This window comes from Bacillus sp. LUNF1 (genome assembly GCF_011008975.1).
Taxonomy (GTDB): Bacteria; Bacillota; Bacilli; order Bacillales; family Bacillaceae; genus Bacillus; species Bacillus velezensis.
In genome coordinates this window covers 2,733,744-2,750,801 of sequence record NZ_CP048876.1, presented here as the reverse complement: position 1 = coordinate 2,750,801, position 17,058 = coordinate 2,733,744, and the positions used below count along the sequence as shown (strand labels likewise).

21 protein-coding genes and 1 riboswitch are annotated in these 17,058 nt (G+C 44.8%); of the genes, 15 read left to right on the top strand and 6 right to left on the bottom strand.

The window, feature by feature from the left end; genetic code table 11:
• Positions 1-4 precede the first annotated feature (4 nt).
• From G4O42_RS13470 to G4O42_RS13440, 7 genes are all read left to right on the top strand, one after another.
• A complete protein-coding gene (locus G4O42_RS13470) occupies positions 5-784 on the top strand; it encodes an enoyl-CoA hydratase (protein WP_032873761.1) in 780 nt (259 codons plus the stop codon).
• A 13-nt stretch (positions 785-797) separates the two neighbouring features.
• Positions 798-1,571: an electron transfer flavoprotein subunit beta/FixA family protein gene (locus tag G4O42_RS13465; protein WP_032873763.1), complete on the top strand. Its 774-nt coding sequence runs from the start codon at positions 798-800 to the stop codon at positions 1,569-1,571.
• 31 nt (positions 1,572-1,602) lie between these two features.
• Positions 1,603-2,580, top strand: coding sequence for an electron transfer flavoprotein subunit alpha/FixB family protein (locus tag G4O42_RS13460; RefSeq protein ID WP_032873765.1), 978 nt, complete (start codon positions 1,603-1,605; stop codon positions 2,578-2,580).
• A gap of 212 nt (positions 2,581-2,792) precedes the next feature.
• On the top strand, positions 2,793-4,283 hold the full coding sequence (locus G4O42_RS13455; protein WP_032873767.1) for an alpha-N-arabinofuranosidase: 1,491 nt from the start codon (positions 2,793-2,795) through the stop codon (positions 4,281-4,283).
• Between the two features lie 153 nt (positions 4,284-4,436).
• On the top strand, positions 4,437-4,751 hold the full coding sequence (trxA, locus tag G4O42_RS13450; protein WP_003152560.1) for a thioredoxin: 315 nt from the start codon (positions 4,437-4,439) through the stop codon (positions 4,749-4,751).
• 141 nt (positions 4,752-4,892) lie between these two features.
• Positions 4,893-6,665: an excinuclease ABC subunit UvrC gene (uvrC, locus tag G4O42_RS13445; RefSeq protein WP_032873770.1), complete on the top strand. Its 1,773-nt coding sequence runs from the start codon at positions 4,893-4,895 to the stop codon at positions 6,663-6,665.
• 61 nt (positions 6,666-6,726) lie between these two features.
• Positions 6,727-6,906, top strand: a riboswitch (Lysine riboswitch).
• A gap of 125 nt (positions 6,907-7,031) precedes the next feature.
• On the top strand, positions 7,032-8,261 hold the full coding sequence (locus tag G4O42_RS13440) for an aspartate kinase (protein WP_032873773.1): 1,230 nt from the start codon (positions 7,032-7,034) through the stop codon (positions 8,259-8,261).
• A gap of 46 nt (positions 8,262-8,307) precedes the next feature.
• On the opposite strand, the gene G4O42_RS13435 is transcribed toward G4O42_RS13440, so the two are convergent.
• The gene (locus G4O42_RS13435; RefSeq protein WP_007612940.1) at positions 8,308-8,754 is read right to left on the bottom strand and encodes a YslB family protein; all 447 of its coding nucleotides are present in this window, start codon (positions 8,752-8,754) and stop codon (positions 8,308-8,310) included.
• Between the two features lie 296 nt (positions 8,755-9,050).
• Here G4O42_RS13435 and sdhC point away from each other — a divergent pair, with 296 nt between their 5' ends.
• From sdhC to G4O42_RS13410, 5 genes are all read left to right on the top strand, one after another.
• Complete coding sequence (sdhC, locus tag G4O42_RS13430) at positions 9,051-9,659, top strand: succinate dehydrogenase cytochrome B558 (RefSeq protein ID WP_003152571.1); 609 nt, start codon at positions 9,051-9,053, stop codon at positions 9,657-9,659.
• 33 nt (positions 9,660-9,692) lie between these two features.
• Complete coding sequence (sdhA, locus tag G4O42_RS13425; RefSeq protein ID WP_003152573.1) at positions 9,693-11,453, top strand: succinate dehydrogenase flavoprotein subunit; 1,761 nt, start codon at positions 9,693-9,695, stop codon at positions 11,451-11,453.
• 2 nt (positions 11,454-11,455) lie between these two features.
• Positions 11,456-12,214, top strand: a complete 759-nt coding sequence (gene sdhB / locus G4O42_RS13420; RefSeq protein ID WP_003152575.1) for a succinate dehydrogenase iron-sulfur subunit — start codon at positions 11,456-11,458, stop codon at positions 12,212-12,214.
• 59 nt (positions 12,215-12,273) lie between these two features.
• Complete coding sequence (locus G4O42_RS13415; RefSeq protein WP_007612938.1) at positions 12,274-12,711, top strand: acyl-CoA thioesterase; 438 nt, start codon at positions 12,274-12,276, stop codon at positions 12,709-12,711.
• A gap of 120 nt (positions 12,712-12,831) precedes the next feature.
• A complete protein-coding gene (locus G4O42_RS13410) occupies positions 12,832-13,011 on the top strand; it encodes a helix-turn-helix domain-containing protein (protein WP_016938666.1) in 180 nt (59 codons plus the stop codon).
• 11 nt (positions 13,012-13,022) lie between these two features.
• Here the strand turns inward: G4O42_RS13410 and G4O42_RS13405 are convergent, their stop codons facing one another.
• The 4 genes from G4O42_RS13405 to G4O42_RS13390 form a co-directional block, all read right to left on the bottom strand.
• Positions 13,023-13,499 (bottom strand): ImmA/IrrE family metallo-endopeptidase, encoded by a 477-nt coding sequence (locus tag G4O42_RS13405; RefSeq protein WP_163263798.1) that lies wholly within the window; start codon positions 13,497-13,499, stop codon positions 13,023-13,025.
• A 134-nt stretch (positions 13,500-13,633) separates the two neighbouring features.
• Positions 13,634-14,116 carry a PH domain-containing protein gene (locus G4O42_RS13400; RefSeq protein WP_118977676.1) on the bottom strand — a complete coding sequence of 161 codons (483 nt, stop codon included), beginning with the start codon at positions 14,114-14,116 and terminating at the stop codon, positions 13,634-13,636.
• 16 nt (positions 14,117-14,132) lie between these two features.
• Entirely contained in the window at positions 14,133-15,017 is an 885-nt protein-coding gene (locus tag G4O42_RS13395) for a thermonuclease family protein (protein WP_118977677.1), read from the bottom strand.
• Between the two features lie 287 nt (positions 15,018-15,304).
• Positions 15,305-15,685: a helix-turn-helix domain-containing protein gene (locus G4O42_RS13390; RefSeq protein ID WP_118977678.1), complete on the bottom strand. Its 381-nt coding sequence runs from the start codon at positions 15,683-15,685 to the stop codon at positions 15,305-15,307.
• Between the two features lie 240 nt (positions 15,686-15,925).
• Between G4O42_RS13390 and G4O42_RS13385 the strand changes: the two genes are divergently transcribed.
• Together G4O42_RS13385 and G4O42_RS13380 are read left to right on the top strand one after the other, a co-directional pair.
• Positions 15,926-16,156, top strand: a complete 231-nt coding sequence (locus tag G4O42_RS13385) for a helix-turn-helix transcriptional regulator (protein ID WP_118977679.1) — start codon at positions 15,926-15,928, stop codon at positions 16,154-16,156.
• 50 nt (positions 16,157-16,206) lie between these two features.
• On the top strand, positions 16,207-16,383 hold the full coding sequence (locus G4O42_RS13380; protein ID WP_163263797.1) for a hypothetical protein: 177 nt from the start codon (positions 16,207-16,209) through the stop codon (positions 16,381-16,383).
• 129 nt (positions 16,384-16,512) lie between these two features.
• Here the strand turns inward: G4O42_RS13380 and G4O42_RS13375 are convergent, their stop codons facing one another.
• Positions 16,513-16,764, bottom strand: a complete 252-nt coding sequence (locus G4O42_RS13375; RefSeq protein WP_041345248.1) for a hypothetical protein — start codon at positions 16,762-16,764, stop codon at positions 16,513-16,515.
• A 124-nt stretch (positions 16,765-16,888) separates the two neighbouring features.
• On the opposite strand from G4O42_RS13375, the gene G4O42_RS13370 reads away from it, so the two are divergent.
• Positions 16,889-17,029: a hypothetical protein gene (locus tag G4O42_RS13370; protein ID WP_163263796.1), complete on the top strand. Its 141-nt coding sequence runs from the start codon at positions 16,889-16,891 to the stop codon at positions 17,027-17,029.
• Positions 17,030-17,058: the final 29 nt, after the last annotated feature.

Here is a 17,058-nt window from a genome sequence, read left to right as displayed (position 1 = left end):
ACGGATGAACAGCCTTTCGATGGCGGTAGAACAATCTGTTGCGGTGATCACCATTAATCATCAGCCGGCCAACGCGCTGTCCGGTGCGGTTTTAGATGAGTTGTCCGGTCTGTTCGACAGGTGTGAAACGGATGACAGCGTCAGAAGCATCATCATTCGCGGTGAGGGAAAATTTTTCTCGGCGGGCGCCGATATAAAGGAATTTACGTCGCTTGAAAATCTTGAGCAATCTTCTGCCATGGCGGATAAAGGCCAGCAGCTGATGGAAAGAATTGAAGGGTTTCCGAAGCCCGTTATCGCAGCGATTCACGGCGCTGCGCTCGGCGGCGGTCTTGAGCTAGCCATGGCCTGCCATATCAGAATCGCTACATTGGATGCAAAGCTCGGCCTGCCCGAGCTGAATCTCGGCATTATCCCGGGCTTTGCCGGGACGCAGCGGCTTCCCCGGTACGTCGGTACGGCGAAAGCGCTTGAAATGATCGGCACTTCAGAACCTGTGACCGGAGAAGAAGCGCTCAGCCTCGGCCTTGTCACGATAGGCGCCGAACATGAGGATGAGCTGCTGCAAAAAGCGAAAACGCTCGCGGGCAAATTTGCGGAAAAAAGCCCGCAGTCGATGGCTTATCTGCTTGAGCTCCTTTATTCAAACAAGATCTATTCTTATGACGGCGGCTTAAAGCTTGAAGCAAAGCGCTTTGGGGAAGCATTTGCATCAGATGACGCAAAAGAAGGCATTCAGGCATTTCTCGAAAAAAGAAAGCCTCAATTCGGTGGGCGAAGATAAAGGGGATAAGATTATGAATCTATTTGTACTGATGAAACGGACGTTTGACACAGAAGAGAAAATCGTCATTGAAGCAGGAAAGATTCAGGAGGACGGGGCCGAATTTATCATCAATCCGTATGATGAATACGCCATTGAAGAAGCCATACAGCTGAAGGAAGAGCACGGCGGAACCGTTACCGCCGTAACCGTCGGCGGAGAAGATGCGGAGAAAGAACTGAGAACCGCCCTTGCGATGGGCTGTGACCAGGCGGTGTTAATCAATATTGAAGATGATCTGAGCGATCCTGACCAATACTCCATTTCAACTATCTTATATCATTATTTCAAGGACCGGGAATATGATCTGATTCTCGGCGGAAATGTCGCGATTGACGGCGGTTCAGGCCAAGTGGCTCCAAGGCTTGCCGAACTGCTGAACATTCCTTGCGTCACAACGATCACAAAACTGACAATCAGCGGCGATGAAGCTGTGGCAGAGAAAGACAATGAAGGGGATACCGAAATCATTAAAACCTCACTTCCTTTAGCCATCACGGCACAGCAAGGCTTAAACGAGCCGCGCTATCCGTCGCTTCCGGGCATTATGAAGGCGAAGAAAAAACCGCTGGAAGAACTTGAGCTCGATGATCTCGACATTGATGAAGATGAAGCCGCACCGAAGCTCAAAACGATCGAACGTTTTCTGCCGCCGCAAAAAGAAGCGGGCAGACTGATCGAAGGAGAAGCCGCTGATCAGGCGAAAGAGCTTGTGTCACTGCTGAGAAAAGAAGCCAAAGTCGTATAAACCGATATTAAAGAAACTGGGGGATGTCAGAATGGGAAAAAAAGTGATCGTACTCGGAGAAATTCGTGACGGCGCCTTACGGAACGTCACCTTTGAAGCCATAGCCGCAGGCAAAACCATTTCCGGCGGAGGAGATGTCATCGGCGTACTGATGGGAAAAGGCGCGGCTGATGCAGCACCAGAACTCATTCAGTACGGCGCCGATAAAGTATTTACGGCCGATGCGCCGGGGCTTTCTCAGTATACGGCGGACGGATATGCCGCGGTTCTCGGGGATCTGATCGAAAATGAAAAGCCTGATGCGGTCATTTTCGGCCACACTTCTATGGGAAAAGATTTGTCACCTAAGCTTGCGGCCCGGTTTGAAACGGGGCTGATCTCAGACAGCACGGATGTAAGCGTTACCGGAGACAACATCGTTTTTACAAGACCGATTTATTCGGGCAAAGCCTTTGAACAGGTGATTTCAACCGATCCGTTCATTTTGGCGACAATTCGGCCGAATAATATTCAGGCATTAGAAAAAGACGCGAACCGGACGGGTGATATTGAAGAGCTTGCGGCGCCTCCGGCAGATTTGCGGACGGTCATTGAAGAAGTAGTCAAAAAAACGGCGGACGGCGTGGATTTATCAGAAGCGAAAATTATCGTAGCAGGCGGCCGCGGTGTAAAAAGCAAAGATGGATTTGAACCGTTAAAAGAACTTGCCGAGGTGCTCGGAGCAGCGGTGGGCGCTTCACGCGGCGCGTGTGACGCGGACTATTGCGATTATTCTCTTCAAATCGGCCAGACGGGAAAAGTCGTCACGCCGGATTTGTATATCGCCTGCGGCATTTCCGGAGCGATTCAGCACTTGGCGGGCATGTCAAACAGTAAGGTCATCGTTGCCATTAACAAAGACCCGGAAGCGGAAATATTTAAAATAGCGGACTACGGAATTGTCGGCGATTTGTTCGAAGTGGTTCCGCTTCTGACACAGGAATTTAAAAATGCCAATATTCATTCATAATCAAAACCCTCTGGCTGATTTGTCAGAGGGTTTTGATTTGTGTTAATTGGTTCGTACAAATTAAATATTAATAAAACAATAGATTGACATGTACGAACCAATGTAATAAGCTTTTGTAAAGCGCTTACAAACTTATCCATTCAGCACACATCCCAGATACATAGATCGTCTCTAGTGCTTTCATTCTTATTAAGGGGAAGGAATGATCAAGTTTGTCTCACAATACGGCAGTCATTCAAACTGATATCACACGGGGAACCATTAATAAAAACATATACGGACATTTCGCGGAACATCTGGGAAGAGGCATATATGAGGGCATCTGGGTCGGAAAAGATTCCGATATTCCGAATACCGGCGGGATCAGGACGGATGTCGCCGACGCCCTCAAACAGCTTCAGATTCCCGTCCTCAGATGGCCGGGCGGCTGTTTTGCAGATGAATACCATTGGGCAAACGGCGTAGGGAAACGCAAAACCATGCTGAATACCCATTGGGGCGGAACGATTGATTCCAATGAATTCGGCACGCACGAGTTTATGATGCTTTGCGAACTGCTCGGCTGCGAACCATACATCGCCGGAAACGTCGGCAGCGGAACGGTTAAAGAAATGGCTGATTGGATTGAATACATGACGTTTGAAGCGGGCACGCCGATGTCCGACTGGAGAAAAGAAAACGGGCGGGAAAAACCGTGGAAGCTGAAATATTTCGGAATAGGAAATGAGAACTGGGGCTGCGGCGGAAACATGCATCCTGAGTATTATGCCGACCTTTACAGAAACTTTCAAACCTATGTCCGCAATTACAGCGGTAATGAAATCTATAAAATTGCCGGCGGCGCGAATGTCGACGATTACCGCTGGACTGAAACTTTAATGAAAAAAGCCGCGGATCTCATGGACGGGCTGAGCCTGCATTATTACACAATACCGGGCGACTTCTGGAAGGGGAAAGGGTCAGCGACGGAGTTTACGGAAGATGAATGGTTCATCACGATGAAAAAAGCGGCGCATATGGATGAATTGATCACAAGGCACAGTGCCATCATGGATCAGTACGATCCCGAAAAAAGAGTCGGGCTGATCATTGATGAATGGGGCACGTGGCTTGATCCTGAGCCGGGCACGAATCCGGGCTTTCTGTATCAGCAGAATACGATCCGCGACGCTCTTGTCGCAGCCACGCATTTTCACATTTTTCATCAGCACGCAGACCGCGTACAGATGGCCAATATCGCGCAAACCGTCAATGTGCTTCAGGCAATGATCCTGACAAAAGGGAAAGAAATGCTGTTGTCGCCGACGTATCATGTGTTTGATATGTTTAAGGTGCATCAGGACGCATCTCTTTTGGCGACAGAAACAAAAGCAGCCGGGTACGAATGGAATGACGGCCGGCTCCCGCAAGTCAGCATTTCAGCGTCCAAACAGCAAAACGGAGACATACATATCAGCATTTGCAATATCGATCATCTGCACAAAGCTGATGTGAAGATTGAACTGCGGGGCATGAAAAAGACAGGGAAGCCTTCGGGAACGATTCTGCACGCGGAAAAAATGAATGCCCATAATACATTCAGCAGTCCGGAAAACGTCAAACCGAAGACGTTTTCCGGGTTTGCTCAAAAGGGCGGAAAACTTGAGGCGGAGCTTCCTCCGATGGCGGTTGTATTAATCACGCTGCCTGCGGGTCCATCTTAAGTTTTGAACGCCCGCCGCCCGGCTATAATATACTGTATAAAAAAGATTATTTCCGGCGGTATCGGGAGAAAATAATATAAGCATTAAATTAGCATGAACGAATGGGAGATGCTATACTAAAAATCATCATTTGACAATTGGAGGAATAACAAAATGGCTATCGTAAAAGCAACTGATCAATCGTTCTCAGCTGAAACAAGTGAAGGTGTCGTATTGGCTGATTTCTGGGCTCCTTGGTGCGGACCTTGTAAAATGATCGCGCCCGTTCTTGAAGAGCTTGATCAAGAAATGGGAGACAAACTGAAAATCGTTAAAATCGACGTGGATGAAAACCAAGAAACTGCCGGTAAATACGGCGTCATGAGCATCCCGACACTTCTCGTATTGAAAGACGGAGAAGTCGTTGAAACATCTGTCGGTTTCAAACCGAAAGAAGCTCTTGAAGAGCTTGTAAACAAACATCTGTAAGCCGAAAGCTTCCGTTACGGCAGGGCGATTCCTTTGAAGGGAATCGCCTTTTTTGATCTTCCAAAAGCTGAGAATGGAGAAAAACAAATGTTCGTGATACACTGAATGGACACGAGAAATGAATGTAAGGAAGGGTAACGTATGAATAAACAACTGAAAGAAAAGCTGGCCCTCCTTCCCGATCAGCCGGGCTGTTATTTAATGAAAGACCGTCAAAAAACAGTCATCTACGTGGGGAAAGCGAAAGTCTTGAAAAACAGGGTGCGGTCTTATTTCACCGGTTCTCATGACGCAAAAACCCAACGGCTTGTGACGGAGATTGAGGACTTTGAATATATCGTGACTTCCTCCAATCTTGAAGCGCTTATTTTGGAAATGAATCTGATTAAAAAATACGATCCGAAATACAATGTCATGCTGAAAGATGATAAAACCTATCCCTTTATTAAAATCACCCATGAACGCCATCCGCGGCTGATTGTCACTCGGAATGTCAAAAAAGACAAAGGACGCTATTTCGGCCCGTATCCGAATGTGCAGGCGGCGCGGGAAACGAAAAAACTGCTGGACCGCCTTTACCCGCTCAGGAAATGCTCAAAGCTTCCGGACCGCGTCTGTCTCTATTATCATCTCGGACAATGCCTCGCCCCATGTGTAAAGGATATATCTGAGGAGACAAACCGCGAGATTGTTGAAGACATCACCCGTTTTTTAAAGGGAGGGCATAACGAAATCAAAAAAGAGCTCAAAGCGAAAATGGCAGAGGCGGCGGAAAAGCTTGAATTTGAACGGGCTAAAGAATTCCGCGACCAGCTTGCTCACATCGAATCGACGATGGAGAAGCAAAAAATGACCATGAATGACCTTCTGGACCGCGATGTGTTTGCATATGCCTACGATAAAGGCTGGATGTGCGTCCAAGTCTTTTTCATTCGCCAAGGAAAACTGATCGAACGCGATGTCAGCATGTTTCCGATGTATCAGGAAGCGGACGAAGAGTTTCTGACCTTCATCGGCCAGTTCTATTCCAAAAACAATCACTTTCTGCCTAAGGAAATTCTGGTGCCTGACAGCGTTGACAGGGACATGATCAGCGAGCTGTTGGAAACCGCCGTGCATCAGCCGAAAAAAGGCCCGAAAAAAGAGCTGCTTTTGCTTGCGCACAAAAATGCGAAAATCGCTCTGCGGGAAAAATTCTCGTTAATCGAGCGGGATGAGGAACGGTCAATCGGTGCAGCCGAACGGCTCGGCGAAGCGCTGAATATTTACACGCCGCATCGGATTGAAGCGTTTGACAACTCCAATATTCAAGGCACAAACCCCGTATCGGCCATGATTGTCTTTATTGACGGAAAACCGAATAAAAAGGAATACCGCAAATATAAAATTAAAACCGTAACAGGGCCGGATGATTACGGTTCAATGAGGGAAGTCGTCAGAAGAAGGTACACGAGGGTGCTCCGCGAAAACCTTCCGCTGCCGGATTTAATCATCATTGACGGCGGAAAAGGGCAGATTAACGCGGCGCGCGACGTGCTCGAGAATGAGCTCGGCCTTGATGTCCCGGTAGCGGGATTGGCGAAAGATGATAAACACCGAACATCCAACCTTTTGATCGGCGACCCGCTTGAACCGGTGTTTTTGGAGCGGAACAGCCAAGAGTTTTACCTGCTTCAGCGTATTCAGGACGAAGTTCACCGTTTTGCGATCAGCTTTCACAGACAGATCCGAGGAAAAAGCGTCTTTCAATCCGTTCTGGATGATATCCCCGGAATCGGCGAAAAACGCAAAAAAATGCTCTTAAAACATTTCGGATCTGTCAAAAAGATGAAGGAAGCAAGCCTTGACGATATCAAAAAAGCGGGTGTGCCGGCCGCGGCGGCCCAGCTGCTGTTTGAAAAATTAAAAAAATAGTATTGTGCTTTTCTGAAAAATCTGCTAGAATGTGAACTAATTTCATAAGATCGTGTTATATGGTGAAGATAGAGGTGCGAACTTCAATAGTAAGCCTTTGGAGAATGATGGATTCTGCGAAAAAGGCTGAAAGGGGAGCGTCGCCGAAGTGTATCACATCCCATCGGTGTGATTTGCTGGCCTTGCATTAAATAAATGTAAGGCTGTCAAGAATTCATTTTCTTGGAGGGCTATCTCGTTGTTCATAATCAATCGTAATGATATGAAAAAGCAATGAGAGCTATTCCTCTCATTGCTTTTTTTATTGTGGACAAAACGCTCTTTTCTCCTCACCCGCACGAACCAAAATGTAAAGGGTGGTCTAGTATGGGTCTTATCGTACAAAAATTCGGAGGCACTTCCGTCGGCTCTGCCGAAAAAATTCAAAATGCCGCAAATCGCGCCATTGCTGAAAAGCAAAAAGGCCATGATGTCGTAGTCGTCGTTTCGGCAATGGGAAAATCAACCGACGCGCTCGTTAACCTCGCGGCTGAAATCACATCTGAACCAAGCAGACGCGAGATGGATATGCTTTTGTCTACGGGAGAGCAGGTCACGATTTCGCTTTTGGCCATGGCGCTTCAGGAAAAAGGATATGACGCCGTCTCTTATACGGGCTGGCAGGCGGGTGTCCGCACGGAAGCCGTTCACGGTAATGCGAGAATTACGGATATTGATATCACGGCGATTCGTTCGCAGCTTGCAGAAGGCAAAATTACAGTCGTTGCCGGTTTTCAGGGCGTAACGGAAGACGGCGGCATCACGACGCTCGGACGGGGCGGTTCCGATACGACGGCGGTCGCTCTTGCCGCAGCATTGGAAGCGGATAAATGCGACATTTATACAGATGTTCCGGGCGTATTTACGACAGATCCGCGGTATGTCCGGTCAGCGAGAAAACTGGCAGGAATTTCTTATGATGAAATGCTGGAGCTTGCAAATCTAGGAGCGGGTGTTCTTCACCCGCGGGCGGTTGAGTTCGCGAAAAACTACCAAGTGCCTTTAGAAGTGCGGTCAAGCACAGAACATGAAGCTGGAACATTAATTGAGGAGGAATCATCAATGGAGCAGAATTTAATCGTCAGAGGAATTGCATTTGAAGACCAGATCACGAGGGTGTCCGTTACAGGCCTTGCAAGCGGATTGACAACACTTTCAACAATCTTCACCGCGCTGGCAAAACGAAACATCAACGTTGACATTATTATTCAGACACAGTCGGACGATGGGGAAGCGGATATTTCTTTCTCAGTGAAAACGGAAGATGCCGCGCAAACGGTCGCCGTGCTTGAAGAATATAAAAACGCGCTTGACTATGAAAAAATTGAAACCGAAAGAAAACTGGCGAAAGTCTCTATTGTCGGGTCGGGCATGGTTTCAAATCCCGGCGTCGCCGCGGACATGTTTGCCGTACTGGCGGAAAAAAATGTACAAGTCAAAATGGTAAGCACATCTGAAATAAAAGTATCAGCGGTTGTCAGCGAAAATGATATGGTGAAAGCGGTCGAAGCGCTTCATGATGCGTTTGAGCTTTCTAAACAGCCGTCTGCCGTATAAACGGGCAGGCAAAAAGGCGGGACTTGGAGTCACCGCCTTTTTTCAATTATACAGGGTCCTTCATATCCCATTTTACGGTCAGGACGACTTTATCCGCTCTCTTTTTTACCTGTTCATAAGATTCTGCAATCTGATCGTTCATCAATTGAATCTGTTCGGCTATAAAACCGGCTTCAAGCTGAAAACAAGGCTCTTTCTGATGTTTGAGCCTGCTGGATACGAGCGGTCCTTCCAGTTCGAATTCCAGTTCTTGTTTTTTTGATCCTGCGTTTGTCAAAGTTCCCCAGCCGGCTTTTTCAAAAAAGGCGGGGATTTCTTCCCACGATTGAAGAGGAAATTTGCGGGCGAGGCGTTTTCCCGCCCAATACATCATGGATGAATGCTCCGGGCCGAGGATATCCGGAAGCACGATTTCCCGGATTAATTCGTAGCCGTATGCGCTGACGTCGAGTTCAGTTAAAGGTTCTAAAGCTGCTTCATAATTATTCTTCATATTATGTATTCCCCTCTCTCCTTCGTTTATTATAGCTTAAACATGGGGGAGGATTACAGGATGATCCTATAAAACACGCGAAAAAATGTGAGAAAGATATCGCAGGAAAATAAAATTTTCCCTCCAGATAATCAATTCCGAAAATTATAATTTATGTACACGTTTTCTTGACGCCCTTTTGAGGGAGGAGTAAAATGAAATTGTCAATAAATTTTAATAAAGTGCTTACAATTGAAACGAAGTGGGGGCAGAGATTTTAGTACATTTCGCACTTAAATCAAACAGGGGGTAAAGTAATGTCTGGGAACAGAGAGTTTTATTTTCGAAGATTGCATTCCTTGCTCGGTGTTATTCCGGTCGGCATCTTTTTGATCCAGCATTTAGTCGTCAACCAATTTGCCGCAAGGGGAGCGGATGCGTTTAACAAGGCGGCCGGCTTTATGGACAGTCTGCCGTTCAGGTATGCGTTAGAAATTTTTATTATTTTCTTACCTTTAATTTATCATGCGGTTTACGGTGTGTACATAGCATTTACTGCGAAAAACAACGCTGGCCACTACAGTTATTTCAGAAACTGGATGTTTGTGCTTCAGCGTGTCACTGGTATTCTCACCCTTATTTTCGTCAGCTGGCATGTGTGGCAGACGCGGATTGCCGCGCAGATGGGCGCTGAAGTCAACTTCGATATGATGGCGAATATTCTGAGCTCGCCGTTTATGCTCGGTTTTTACATTGTAGGCGTTTTATCGGTCATTTTCCACTTTTCAAACGGCTTATGGTCTTTTGCGGTCACATGGGGGATCACGGTCACGCCGCGTTCTCAAAGAATTTCGACTTACGTGACGCTGATTATATTTTTAGCGCTTTCATACGTAGGTTTAAAAGCGATTTTTGCGTTTGTGTAAGAGAACTAGATTACTAGAGGGAGAGGGGCTATCATGAGTCAATCAAGCATTATCGTAGTCGGCGGGGGTCTTGCCGGCCTCATGGCGACAATTAAAGCAGCGGAATCAGGCACGGCCGTTAAATTGTTTTCCATCGTTCCGGTCAAACGCTCTCACTCGGTCTGCGCGCAGGGCGGGATAAACGGAGCTGTCAACACAAAAGGGGAAGGAGACTCTCCGTTTGAGCATTTTGATGACACGGTATACGGAGGCGACTTTTTGGCAAACCAGCCTCCTGTAAAAGCGATGTGTGAAGCGGCGCCGTCCATTATCCACTTATTGGACCGCATGGGGGTTATGTTTAACAGAACGCCGGAAGGGCTCTTGGACTTCCGCCGTTTCGGGGGTACACAGCATCACAGAACCGCATACGCGGGAGCGACGACGGGTCAGCAGCTGCTTTACGCACTGGACGAGCAGGTGCGCAGATATGAAGTGGCAGGTCTCGTCACAAAATACGAAGGCTGGGAATTCCTCGGCGCCGTTCTTGACGATGAGCGCACGTGCCGCGGTATCGTAGCCCAAAATCTGACCAATATGCAAATCGAGTCATTCCGTTCTGACGCCGTTATTATGGCGACGGGAGGACCCGGAATCGTATTCGGAAAATCAACAAACAGCATGATCAACACGGGATCTGCCGCATCAATCGTTTATCAGCAGGGCGCTTATTATGCAAACGGCGAATTTATCCAAATTCACCCGACAGCAATCCCGGGGGACGATAAACTGCGTCTGATGAGTGAATCGGCGCGCGGCGAGGGCGGAAGAGTCTGGACGTACAAAGACGGAAAACCTTGGTACTTCCTTGAGGAAAAATATCCGGCTTACGGAAACCTCGTGCCCCGGGATATTGCGACACGTGAAATCTTTGACGTGTGCGTGAATCAGAAACTCGGCATCAACGGTGAAAACATGGTGTATCTCGATCTGTCGCACAAAGATCCGAAAGAGCTTGACGTTAAGCTTGGCGGCATTATCGAAATCTATGAAAAATTCATGGGCGATGACCCGCGCAAGCTTCCGATGAAAATTTTCCCTGCCGTTCACTATTCAATGGGCGGACTGTGGGTTGACTATGATCAGATGACAAGCATCCGCGGACTGTTCGCAGCGGGTGAATGTGATTATTCAATGCACGGAGGAAACCGTTTAGGGGCGAACTCTCTGCTTTCCGCTATCTACGGTGGAATGGTGGCCGGACCGAATGCGGTGAAATATGTTTCCGGACTTGAAACATCAGCGGAAGACCTGTCTTCTTCATTATTTGATTCCTATGTGAAAAAAGAAGAAGAAAAATGGGCCGATATCATGAAGATGGACGGCGACGAAAATGCTTACGTGCTTCACCGTGAGCTCGGAGAATGGATGACGGCCAACGTCACGGTGGTCCGCCACAACGACAAGCTTTTGAAAACGGATGACAAAATCCAAGAGCTGATGGAACGCTTTAAGAAAATCAATATCAACGATACGACAAAATGGAGCAACCAAGGGGCGATGTTCACCCGCCAGTTCTCCAATATGCTTCAGCTTGCCAGAGTCATCACGCTCGGCGCATATAACCGAAATGAAAGTCGGGGAGCGCACTATAAACCGGATTTCCCTGAAAGAAATGACGATGAGTGGCTCAAAACGACGATGGCTAAACATGCCGGTCCGTTTGAAGCTCCGGAATTTGAATATCAGGATGTCGATGTATCACTGATTGCGCCCCGTAAACGCGACTACTCGAAGAAGAAGGTGGCGAAATAATCATGAGTGAGAAAAAGATACGGTTTATCATTACACGTCAGGATACGCCCGAAAGCGCGCCATACGATGAAGAATTCGAAATCAATTACCGCCCGAATCTGAACGTGATTTCCGCCCTGATGGAAATCCGCAGAAACCCCGTGAATGCAAAAGGAGAGAAAACCACTCCGGTCGCATGGGACATGAACTGTCTTGAAGAAGTATGCGGCGCCTGCTCCATGGTCATCAACGGAAGACCTCGCCAGTCATGCACGGCGCTGATTGATAAGCTGGAACAGCCGATCCGTCTGAAGCCGATGAAAACATTCCCGGTTGTCCGTGACCTTCAGGTTGACCGCAGCAGAATGTTTGATTCACTGAAAAAAGTGAAAGCATGGGTGCCGATTGACGGAACTTACGATTTGGGGCCGGGGCCGAGAATGCCGGAAAAACGCCGCCAGTGGGCATATGAATTGTCTAAATGCATGACATGCGGCGTCTGCCTCGAAGCCTGCCCGAACGTCAACAGCAAGTCGAAATTCATGGGGCCTGCCCCGATGTCACAAGTGCGTCTGTTTAACGCCCATCCGACGGGCGCGATGAACAAAGCAGAACGTTTAGAAGCGTTAATGACAGACGGCGGCCTCGGAGATTGCGGGAATTCACAAAACTGTGTTCAATCCTGCCCGAAAGGCATTCCGCTTACGACTTCAATCGCTGCTTTGAACAGAGATACCAATTTACAAGCATTCCGTAATTTCTTCGGAAGCGACAGAGTATAAGAAAGAGAAAAAGAGCCTCTTCCGCACGGGAGAGGTTTTTTTATAAGGAGCTGAAGGTGATGAAACAACCGCAATATATTGATATCCCGTTTGAAGAATGGAGACAGTCGTTTTCTTTCTTTACTGAAGTATCGGTCCGTTTTTCAGAAACGGATATGTTCGGCCATATGAATAATGTAACCCCTTTCATCTATTTTGAAGAAGCCCGGATCGCTTATTTTAAACAGCGAGGCATGACGGCGCAAAACTCGGAAACGATGACCGTCGTCGCAAGCCAGCAGTGCGACTATATGCGTCAGGTGATGCCGTATGAAAATCTGCGGATTTATGTGAAAGCAAGCGCTGCCGGAAATGCGTCCGTCACCCTTCATTACCTTGGAGAAAATGAGTCGGGCCTCCCGTGCTTTACAGGTTCCGTCGTTATGGTTCAAGTGTCGAAGGAAAGCGGCAAAGCGGTCAGCTGGACGGAGCGGGAGAAAGGCATTCTGCTCGCCTGAACGGATAACTATTTCTCTAAGAGACGTCACCTCCGAAGCGTCCTTTACATATGATATCTTGACTATATAAACCCATTCGTTTCAGATTCGCTCTCACCTTAGCAAGGAGGGTTACAATACTTGAAGGAGAAAGATTTTCAATCAAAGCCGCTGCTGACCAAAAGAGAAAGAGAAGTATTCGAATTGCTCGTTCAAGACAAGACAACAAAGGAAATTGCAAGCGAGCTATTTATCAGTGAAAAAACTGTACGGAATCACATTTCAAATGAGATGCATACCTGTTGCAAACAAAGAGCCTGAAAAGGCTCTTTTTATATGATCAGCCTGGCTTTGTTTAAGTACATATTTAAGCGGAGATATGCAAATGATTCAGGCACTTTGAATATGTCAGCAATGACCTGCGCCGCGAAGTATTGATTATGAGGGATTTCAATTTGCCGGAGCATAAATGTTGGGATGCAGAAATGATATGCAAAATAATTCGCCTGACACTCTAAGTATTCTTTCCAATAAATCGGCATGATCTTATCATTATTTTCATGTCTGAACTCGTGGCAAACTTCATGAGCAAAATCCAGCCACTGTTCCTGTCGTGCCTTTCGCGAATCTAAAGAAATTGTATACATGCCGTTGAATCGCAAAGCAAAGCTCGTTTCTGGATTGTAAACAATTAAGATGTCCAAGGCCTGTGCAATCCTATCAAAATTAATCTCATGTGGCTTTGTAATATTGATGTCTCTGTATAACTGTTCAATCCAATCCTCTAAATGGCTGTTAGTATATCTCAAAGATGAAACCTCCCTTAAATAACCAAAGATGTGACTTTTATCATGGGCTTTATTGTATCTTATCACCTATTTTGCTGAAAATAAACAAACGTATGTTCTCTTTTTGGCGAAAAGAAAAGCCCAAAGTGGGCTTTTTATTTTATTTGGTCTCTTAAAATAGATACTATTCTATCAAGAGAATGCTCATCAATATTTCTAATGGTACGCTTGCTGCTCATTCCGAGCTTACCTTTGATTTTTAAGTGGAGAATACCCAAATGCATTGTAGCCATTCCTAATGGATTTGGGGCAATGTCAAAGTCAACTTCTTTGATACTTTTAAATTCAACAACTTCAGTATCGGCACCACCAAAAATACCGCCTTTCATAATGACAAATAAAAGTTTCTTTTCAGTGATAACCATAAAACCAAATTTAGTCAACTTCGGATCGGCAGAAGTTATATGTAGAATCTTTTCCTTTTTACCAACTTCTTTTTTTAAAGCTTTAATTGCATATTCGTAAAACTTTCTTTCTGATTTAGGGAATTCTTTAATGATAGATTCAAGCTCTTTAAGAAATATTGGATAGTCTATGATTCCATACTTATAGTTTAGTTTTTGAAATTTTTGTGCCATCACTAATCTCCTCTATTCATCGCTCACAAGCATAGTTGTCGTGATCACGATCCATTTTCGATTGGTATGCTGGATGTGAACTCGGAACACCATTAGGATATTTTTTTCTTAGTTCAGTGCAGTTCGCAAAGCTCTCTGATCCACTTGACGAAACGGCAGAAGAAGTTTGCGTATCATTTGTATCATCTGATGTTTCTTTTGAATCAGCATTTGAATTTTTTGAAGCTGATGACTGTGATATAGATTGTTTAGATGTTGTGGATTTTTTTACATCTGTGGTTTTATCTTTGACACATCCATTAAACCCTTTATCAGTAACATACCCACTCTTACTCCAGATGGACAATTTCTCTGTTTTTGCTTGCTGTTCGTCTTTTTCAAATTGATCTATGTATTTTGTGTTTGGTTCGTACACATAGGCTACTCTTGCTAGACCTTCTTTTAATAATGTTTCTTGTACAGATTTACCGTCTACATAAACGTAAGCAAGCATTCTTCCATATTTGTCTCTTTGGTCACCTTTATCAAACTCTAATTGCAGTTTGCCATAGCTAACCAATTCTTTGTTTCTCTTAGAGGCGTCCTCCCCATAAGGTTGAACACATGAGTTGGGTTTTTTAGTTTCTGGCGTGTCAATTAATAGGTAACGAACTGTTTCGGATTTCCCATTATATTTGACTTTGATTGTATCGCCATCGACTGATTTTTCTAGAGTAACGTCAACTAAATTCTTTTTGTTTTCTGTACTTTTAGTCGAGTTAGATTTGCTTGTCTCATTTGATTGTTTTTCAGCAGTCTGTTGTGATGACTCAGTGTTTTTCTCAGAGGATGTTGTCGAGCCACAAGCAGCTAAAGAAAAACTGAGAGTGAGAGCTCCAATACCTAATAACCATTTTTTCAATTGTAATTTCCCCTTTTATAATGAAGTGCAATCTCTCTCTTTGTATCGACTAAATAAAGGATTTTTTTACTTTTTCTCTCTGTCAACTGATCAAAAACCCTGAATGTTTCACCTCAAAATTTGCGGTTGAATGCAGAAATAACCTCACGTATCACCTCAAAAATTGAGGTTGAAATGGGTTCAACTGAATAGTTTACCTCAAATTTTGAGGCGAAGTGTTCAGCATTAATTAAACTAAACTAAACTAAACAATAATAATAAATAAAGATAAAGAGATCGTTATGTAATTATTTTTTGTTCCCGTTTTTTATATCTCCGGGTTGTCTACCTGATTTTAATTGCTCAGCAATAATTCTTTGAGCTGCTTCTAAAATTGAAGCTGTTATCTTTCCATCAGCAGCAGCGACCAATGTATCAGGATCTTCAAGAATCCTTCTTGCTTCTTCGTTGAAGATATTATCCTGAGCCTCCTGACTTTCTCCCCTTAAAAGAAAATCAGTTGTTACGCCATAATAGTCAGCAAGCTTTATTAGCATGTCATAGTCAGGTTTTCTTTTATTTATCTCGTAATGAGCATATGTGCCTCGTGAAATCCCTAGAATTTCAGCCAATTTATCTTGAGTGAGTTTCCTGGATTCTCTAAGCTCTTTTAATCGATTGCCTAGCATTTTCCCTCCCACTTTCTATGTAAAAGATTATAAAACTTTCTTGTTCTGCCTTCTGAGTTAGCTTTATAACTACACAGGCACACACAGGTACACACAGGTACACACAGGGCTATTATAACGTAGCAAAATGCTACAATGAAAAATTGTTGCAAAAAAGTACAAAAAGGTGTTGATTTGTAGCATAAGGCTACAGTATAATGAAAACAACAAGTAGCGAAACGCTACAAAGGAGGTGCGAAAGTGAAACAACGTACTTGGTTGCTCCATATTCGAACCAAAGCAGAAATGACCCAAGAAGAGGTTGCTAATCGGGCAGATATAAAAAGACCTTACTACAGCCAAATTGAATCTGGGGTGAGAAGACCTAGCGTTCAAGTGGCGAAAAAAATCTCCGAAGTTTTGGAGTTTGATTGGGCTCTTTTTTTTGATAGTGAATGTAGCGAAAAGCAACAAAATGCACATTCTGCTTAATTTCTTGGTTAGTCCAACGCAACGGACAAATACAGTATAGGAGTGAAAACATGAATCAAAGAAAGATAGATCAATTAAACGATTTGTTGAATGGTATGTCTCAGTCTGAATGGAATCGGATCAAACAACATGTAGATATGTTGTTCAGTTCTAAAGTCGCCAAAGTGCAGTTTGACGACTCAGAACTATTAGAAATTAACTTAAAACGTGAATTTAGAATTTCTTAATATGAACCAATAAAAGGAGTTAGATTCAAATGAACAAAGCAAAAGTAATTGCTTCAGCCACGAACTGGACCATCAATGAAGCCGCCAACTTCATTGAAAAATCCAGTCCCGGCCAAGTTGAATTTTGTCTTATTTCTTGTTTGGAATTTCTAAGGATTCAAGGTCGATGTCGTATTCCTTCAGTTTCTTAGCAAGCTCAGAATGATAGCTTTTGACAGTTAGTAAGCTGATATCTTGAGCGAATTTTTGAAGAAATAAGTGAACATCTTTTTCATCTTTCATGAATTCCGGTAAGTCTTCCTTACCGTACATGCTGAGATTACCAGCGTGTTCTGTAAACCATTCAAGATAAGCATTGTCACTGATTTTCTTAAAATCCATATATTCTCCCCACCTTTCACGTAGAAGATTTTACCACAAGTGAAAGGTTGATAGATTACAAAGTAAGCAAAATTCTTGGTTAGTCCAACCGTCCAACACGAATACACTGACGTGAGGTGATCACATGGCGAAACAAACTAAGAAAAAAACAACGAACATCAAAATCGGCAAAGAGTATTACGGAACAATGGACAGAGAAGAATGCTTTCGTAAAGCTCTGGAACCGTATTTCACTTCAAAAAAAGACCTGAAGTTAAACGCTTAAAATTTTCTGCTTCACCTTTTTTTGGTGGA

What these genes read in the sequence shown, in the direction of transcription:
- G4O42_RS13470 (WP_032873761.1), top strand. Translation starts at nt 5, where the DNA reads ATGAACAGCCTTTCGATGGCGGTAGAACAATCTGTTGCGGTGATCACC.
- G4O42_RS13465 (WP_032873763.1), top strand. Translation starts at nt 798, where the DNA reads ATGAATCTATTTGTACTGATGAAACGGACGTTTGACACAGAAGAGAAA.
- G4O42_RS13460 (WP_032873765.1), top strand. Translation starts at nt 1,603, where the DNA reads ATGGGAAAAAAAGTGATCGTACTCGGAGAAATTCGTGACGGCGCCTTA.
- trxA (WP_003152560.1), top strand. Translation starts at nt 4,437, where the DNA reads ATGGCTATCGTAAAAGCAACTGATCAATCGTTCTCAGCTGAAACAAGT.
- uvrC (WP_032873770.1), top strand. Translation starts at nt 4,893, where the DNA reads ATGAATAAACAACTGAAAGAAAAGCTGGCCCTCCTTCCCGATCAGCCG.
- G4O42_RS13440 (WP_032873773.1), top strand. Translation starts at nt 7,032, where the DNA reads ATGGGTCTTATCGTACAAAAATTCGGAGGCACTTCCGTCGGCTCTGCC.
- G4O42_RS13435 (WP_007612940.1), bottom strand. Translation starts at nt 8,754, where the DNA reads ATGAAGAATAATTATGAAGCAGCTTTAGAACCTTTAACTGAACTCGAC.
- sdhC (WP_003152571.1), top strand. Translation starts at nt 9,051, where the DNA reads ATGTCTGGGAACAGAGAGTTTTATTTTCGAAGATTGCATTCCTTGCTC.
- sdhA (WP_003152573.1), top strand. Translation starts at nt 9,693, where the DNA reads ATGAGTCAATCAAGCATTATCGTAGTCGGCGGGGGTCTTGCCGGCCTC.
- sdhB (WP_003152575.1), top strand. Translation starts at nt 11,456, where the DNA reads ATGAGTGAGAAAAAGATACGGTTTATCATTACACGTCAGGATACGCCC.
- G4O42_RS13415 (WP_007612938.1), top strand. Translation starts at nt 12,274, where the DNA reads ATGAAACAACCGCAATATATTGATATCCCGTTTGAAGAATGGAGACAG.
- G4O42_RS13400 (WP_118977676.1), bottom strand. Translation starts at nt 14,116, where the DNA reads ATGGCACAAAAATTTCAAAAACTAAACTATAAGTATGGAATCATAGAC.
- G4O42_RS13390 (WP_118977678.1), bottom strand. Translation starts at nt 15,685, where the DNA reads ATGCTAGGCAATCGATTAAAAGAGCTTAGAGAATCCAGGAAACTCACT.
- G4O42_RS13380 (WP_163263797.1), top strand. Translation starts at nt 16,207, where the DNA reads ATGAATCAAAGAAAGATAGATCAATTAAACGATTTGTTGAATGGTATG.
- G4O42_RS13375 (WP_041345248.1), bottom strand. Translation starts at nt 16,764, where the DNA reads ATGGATTTTAAGAAAATCAGTGACAATGCTTATCTTGAATGGTTTACA.
- G4O42_RS13370 (WP_163263796.1), top strand. Translation starts at nt 16,889, where the DNA reads ATGGCGAAACAAACTAAGAAAAAAACAACGAACATCAAAATCGGCAAA.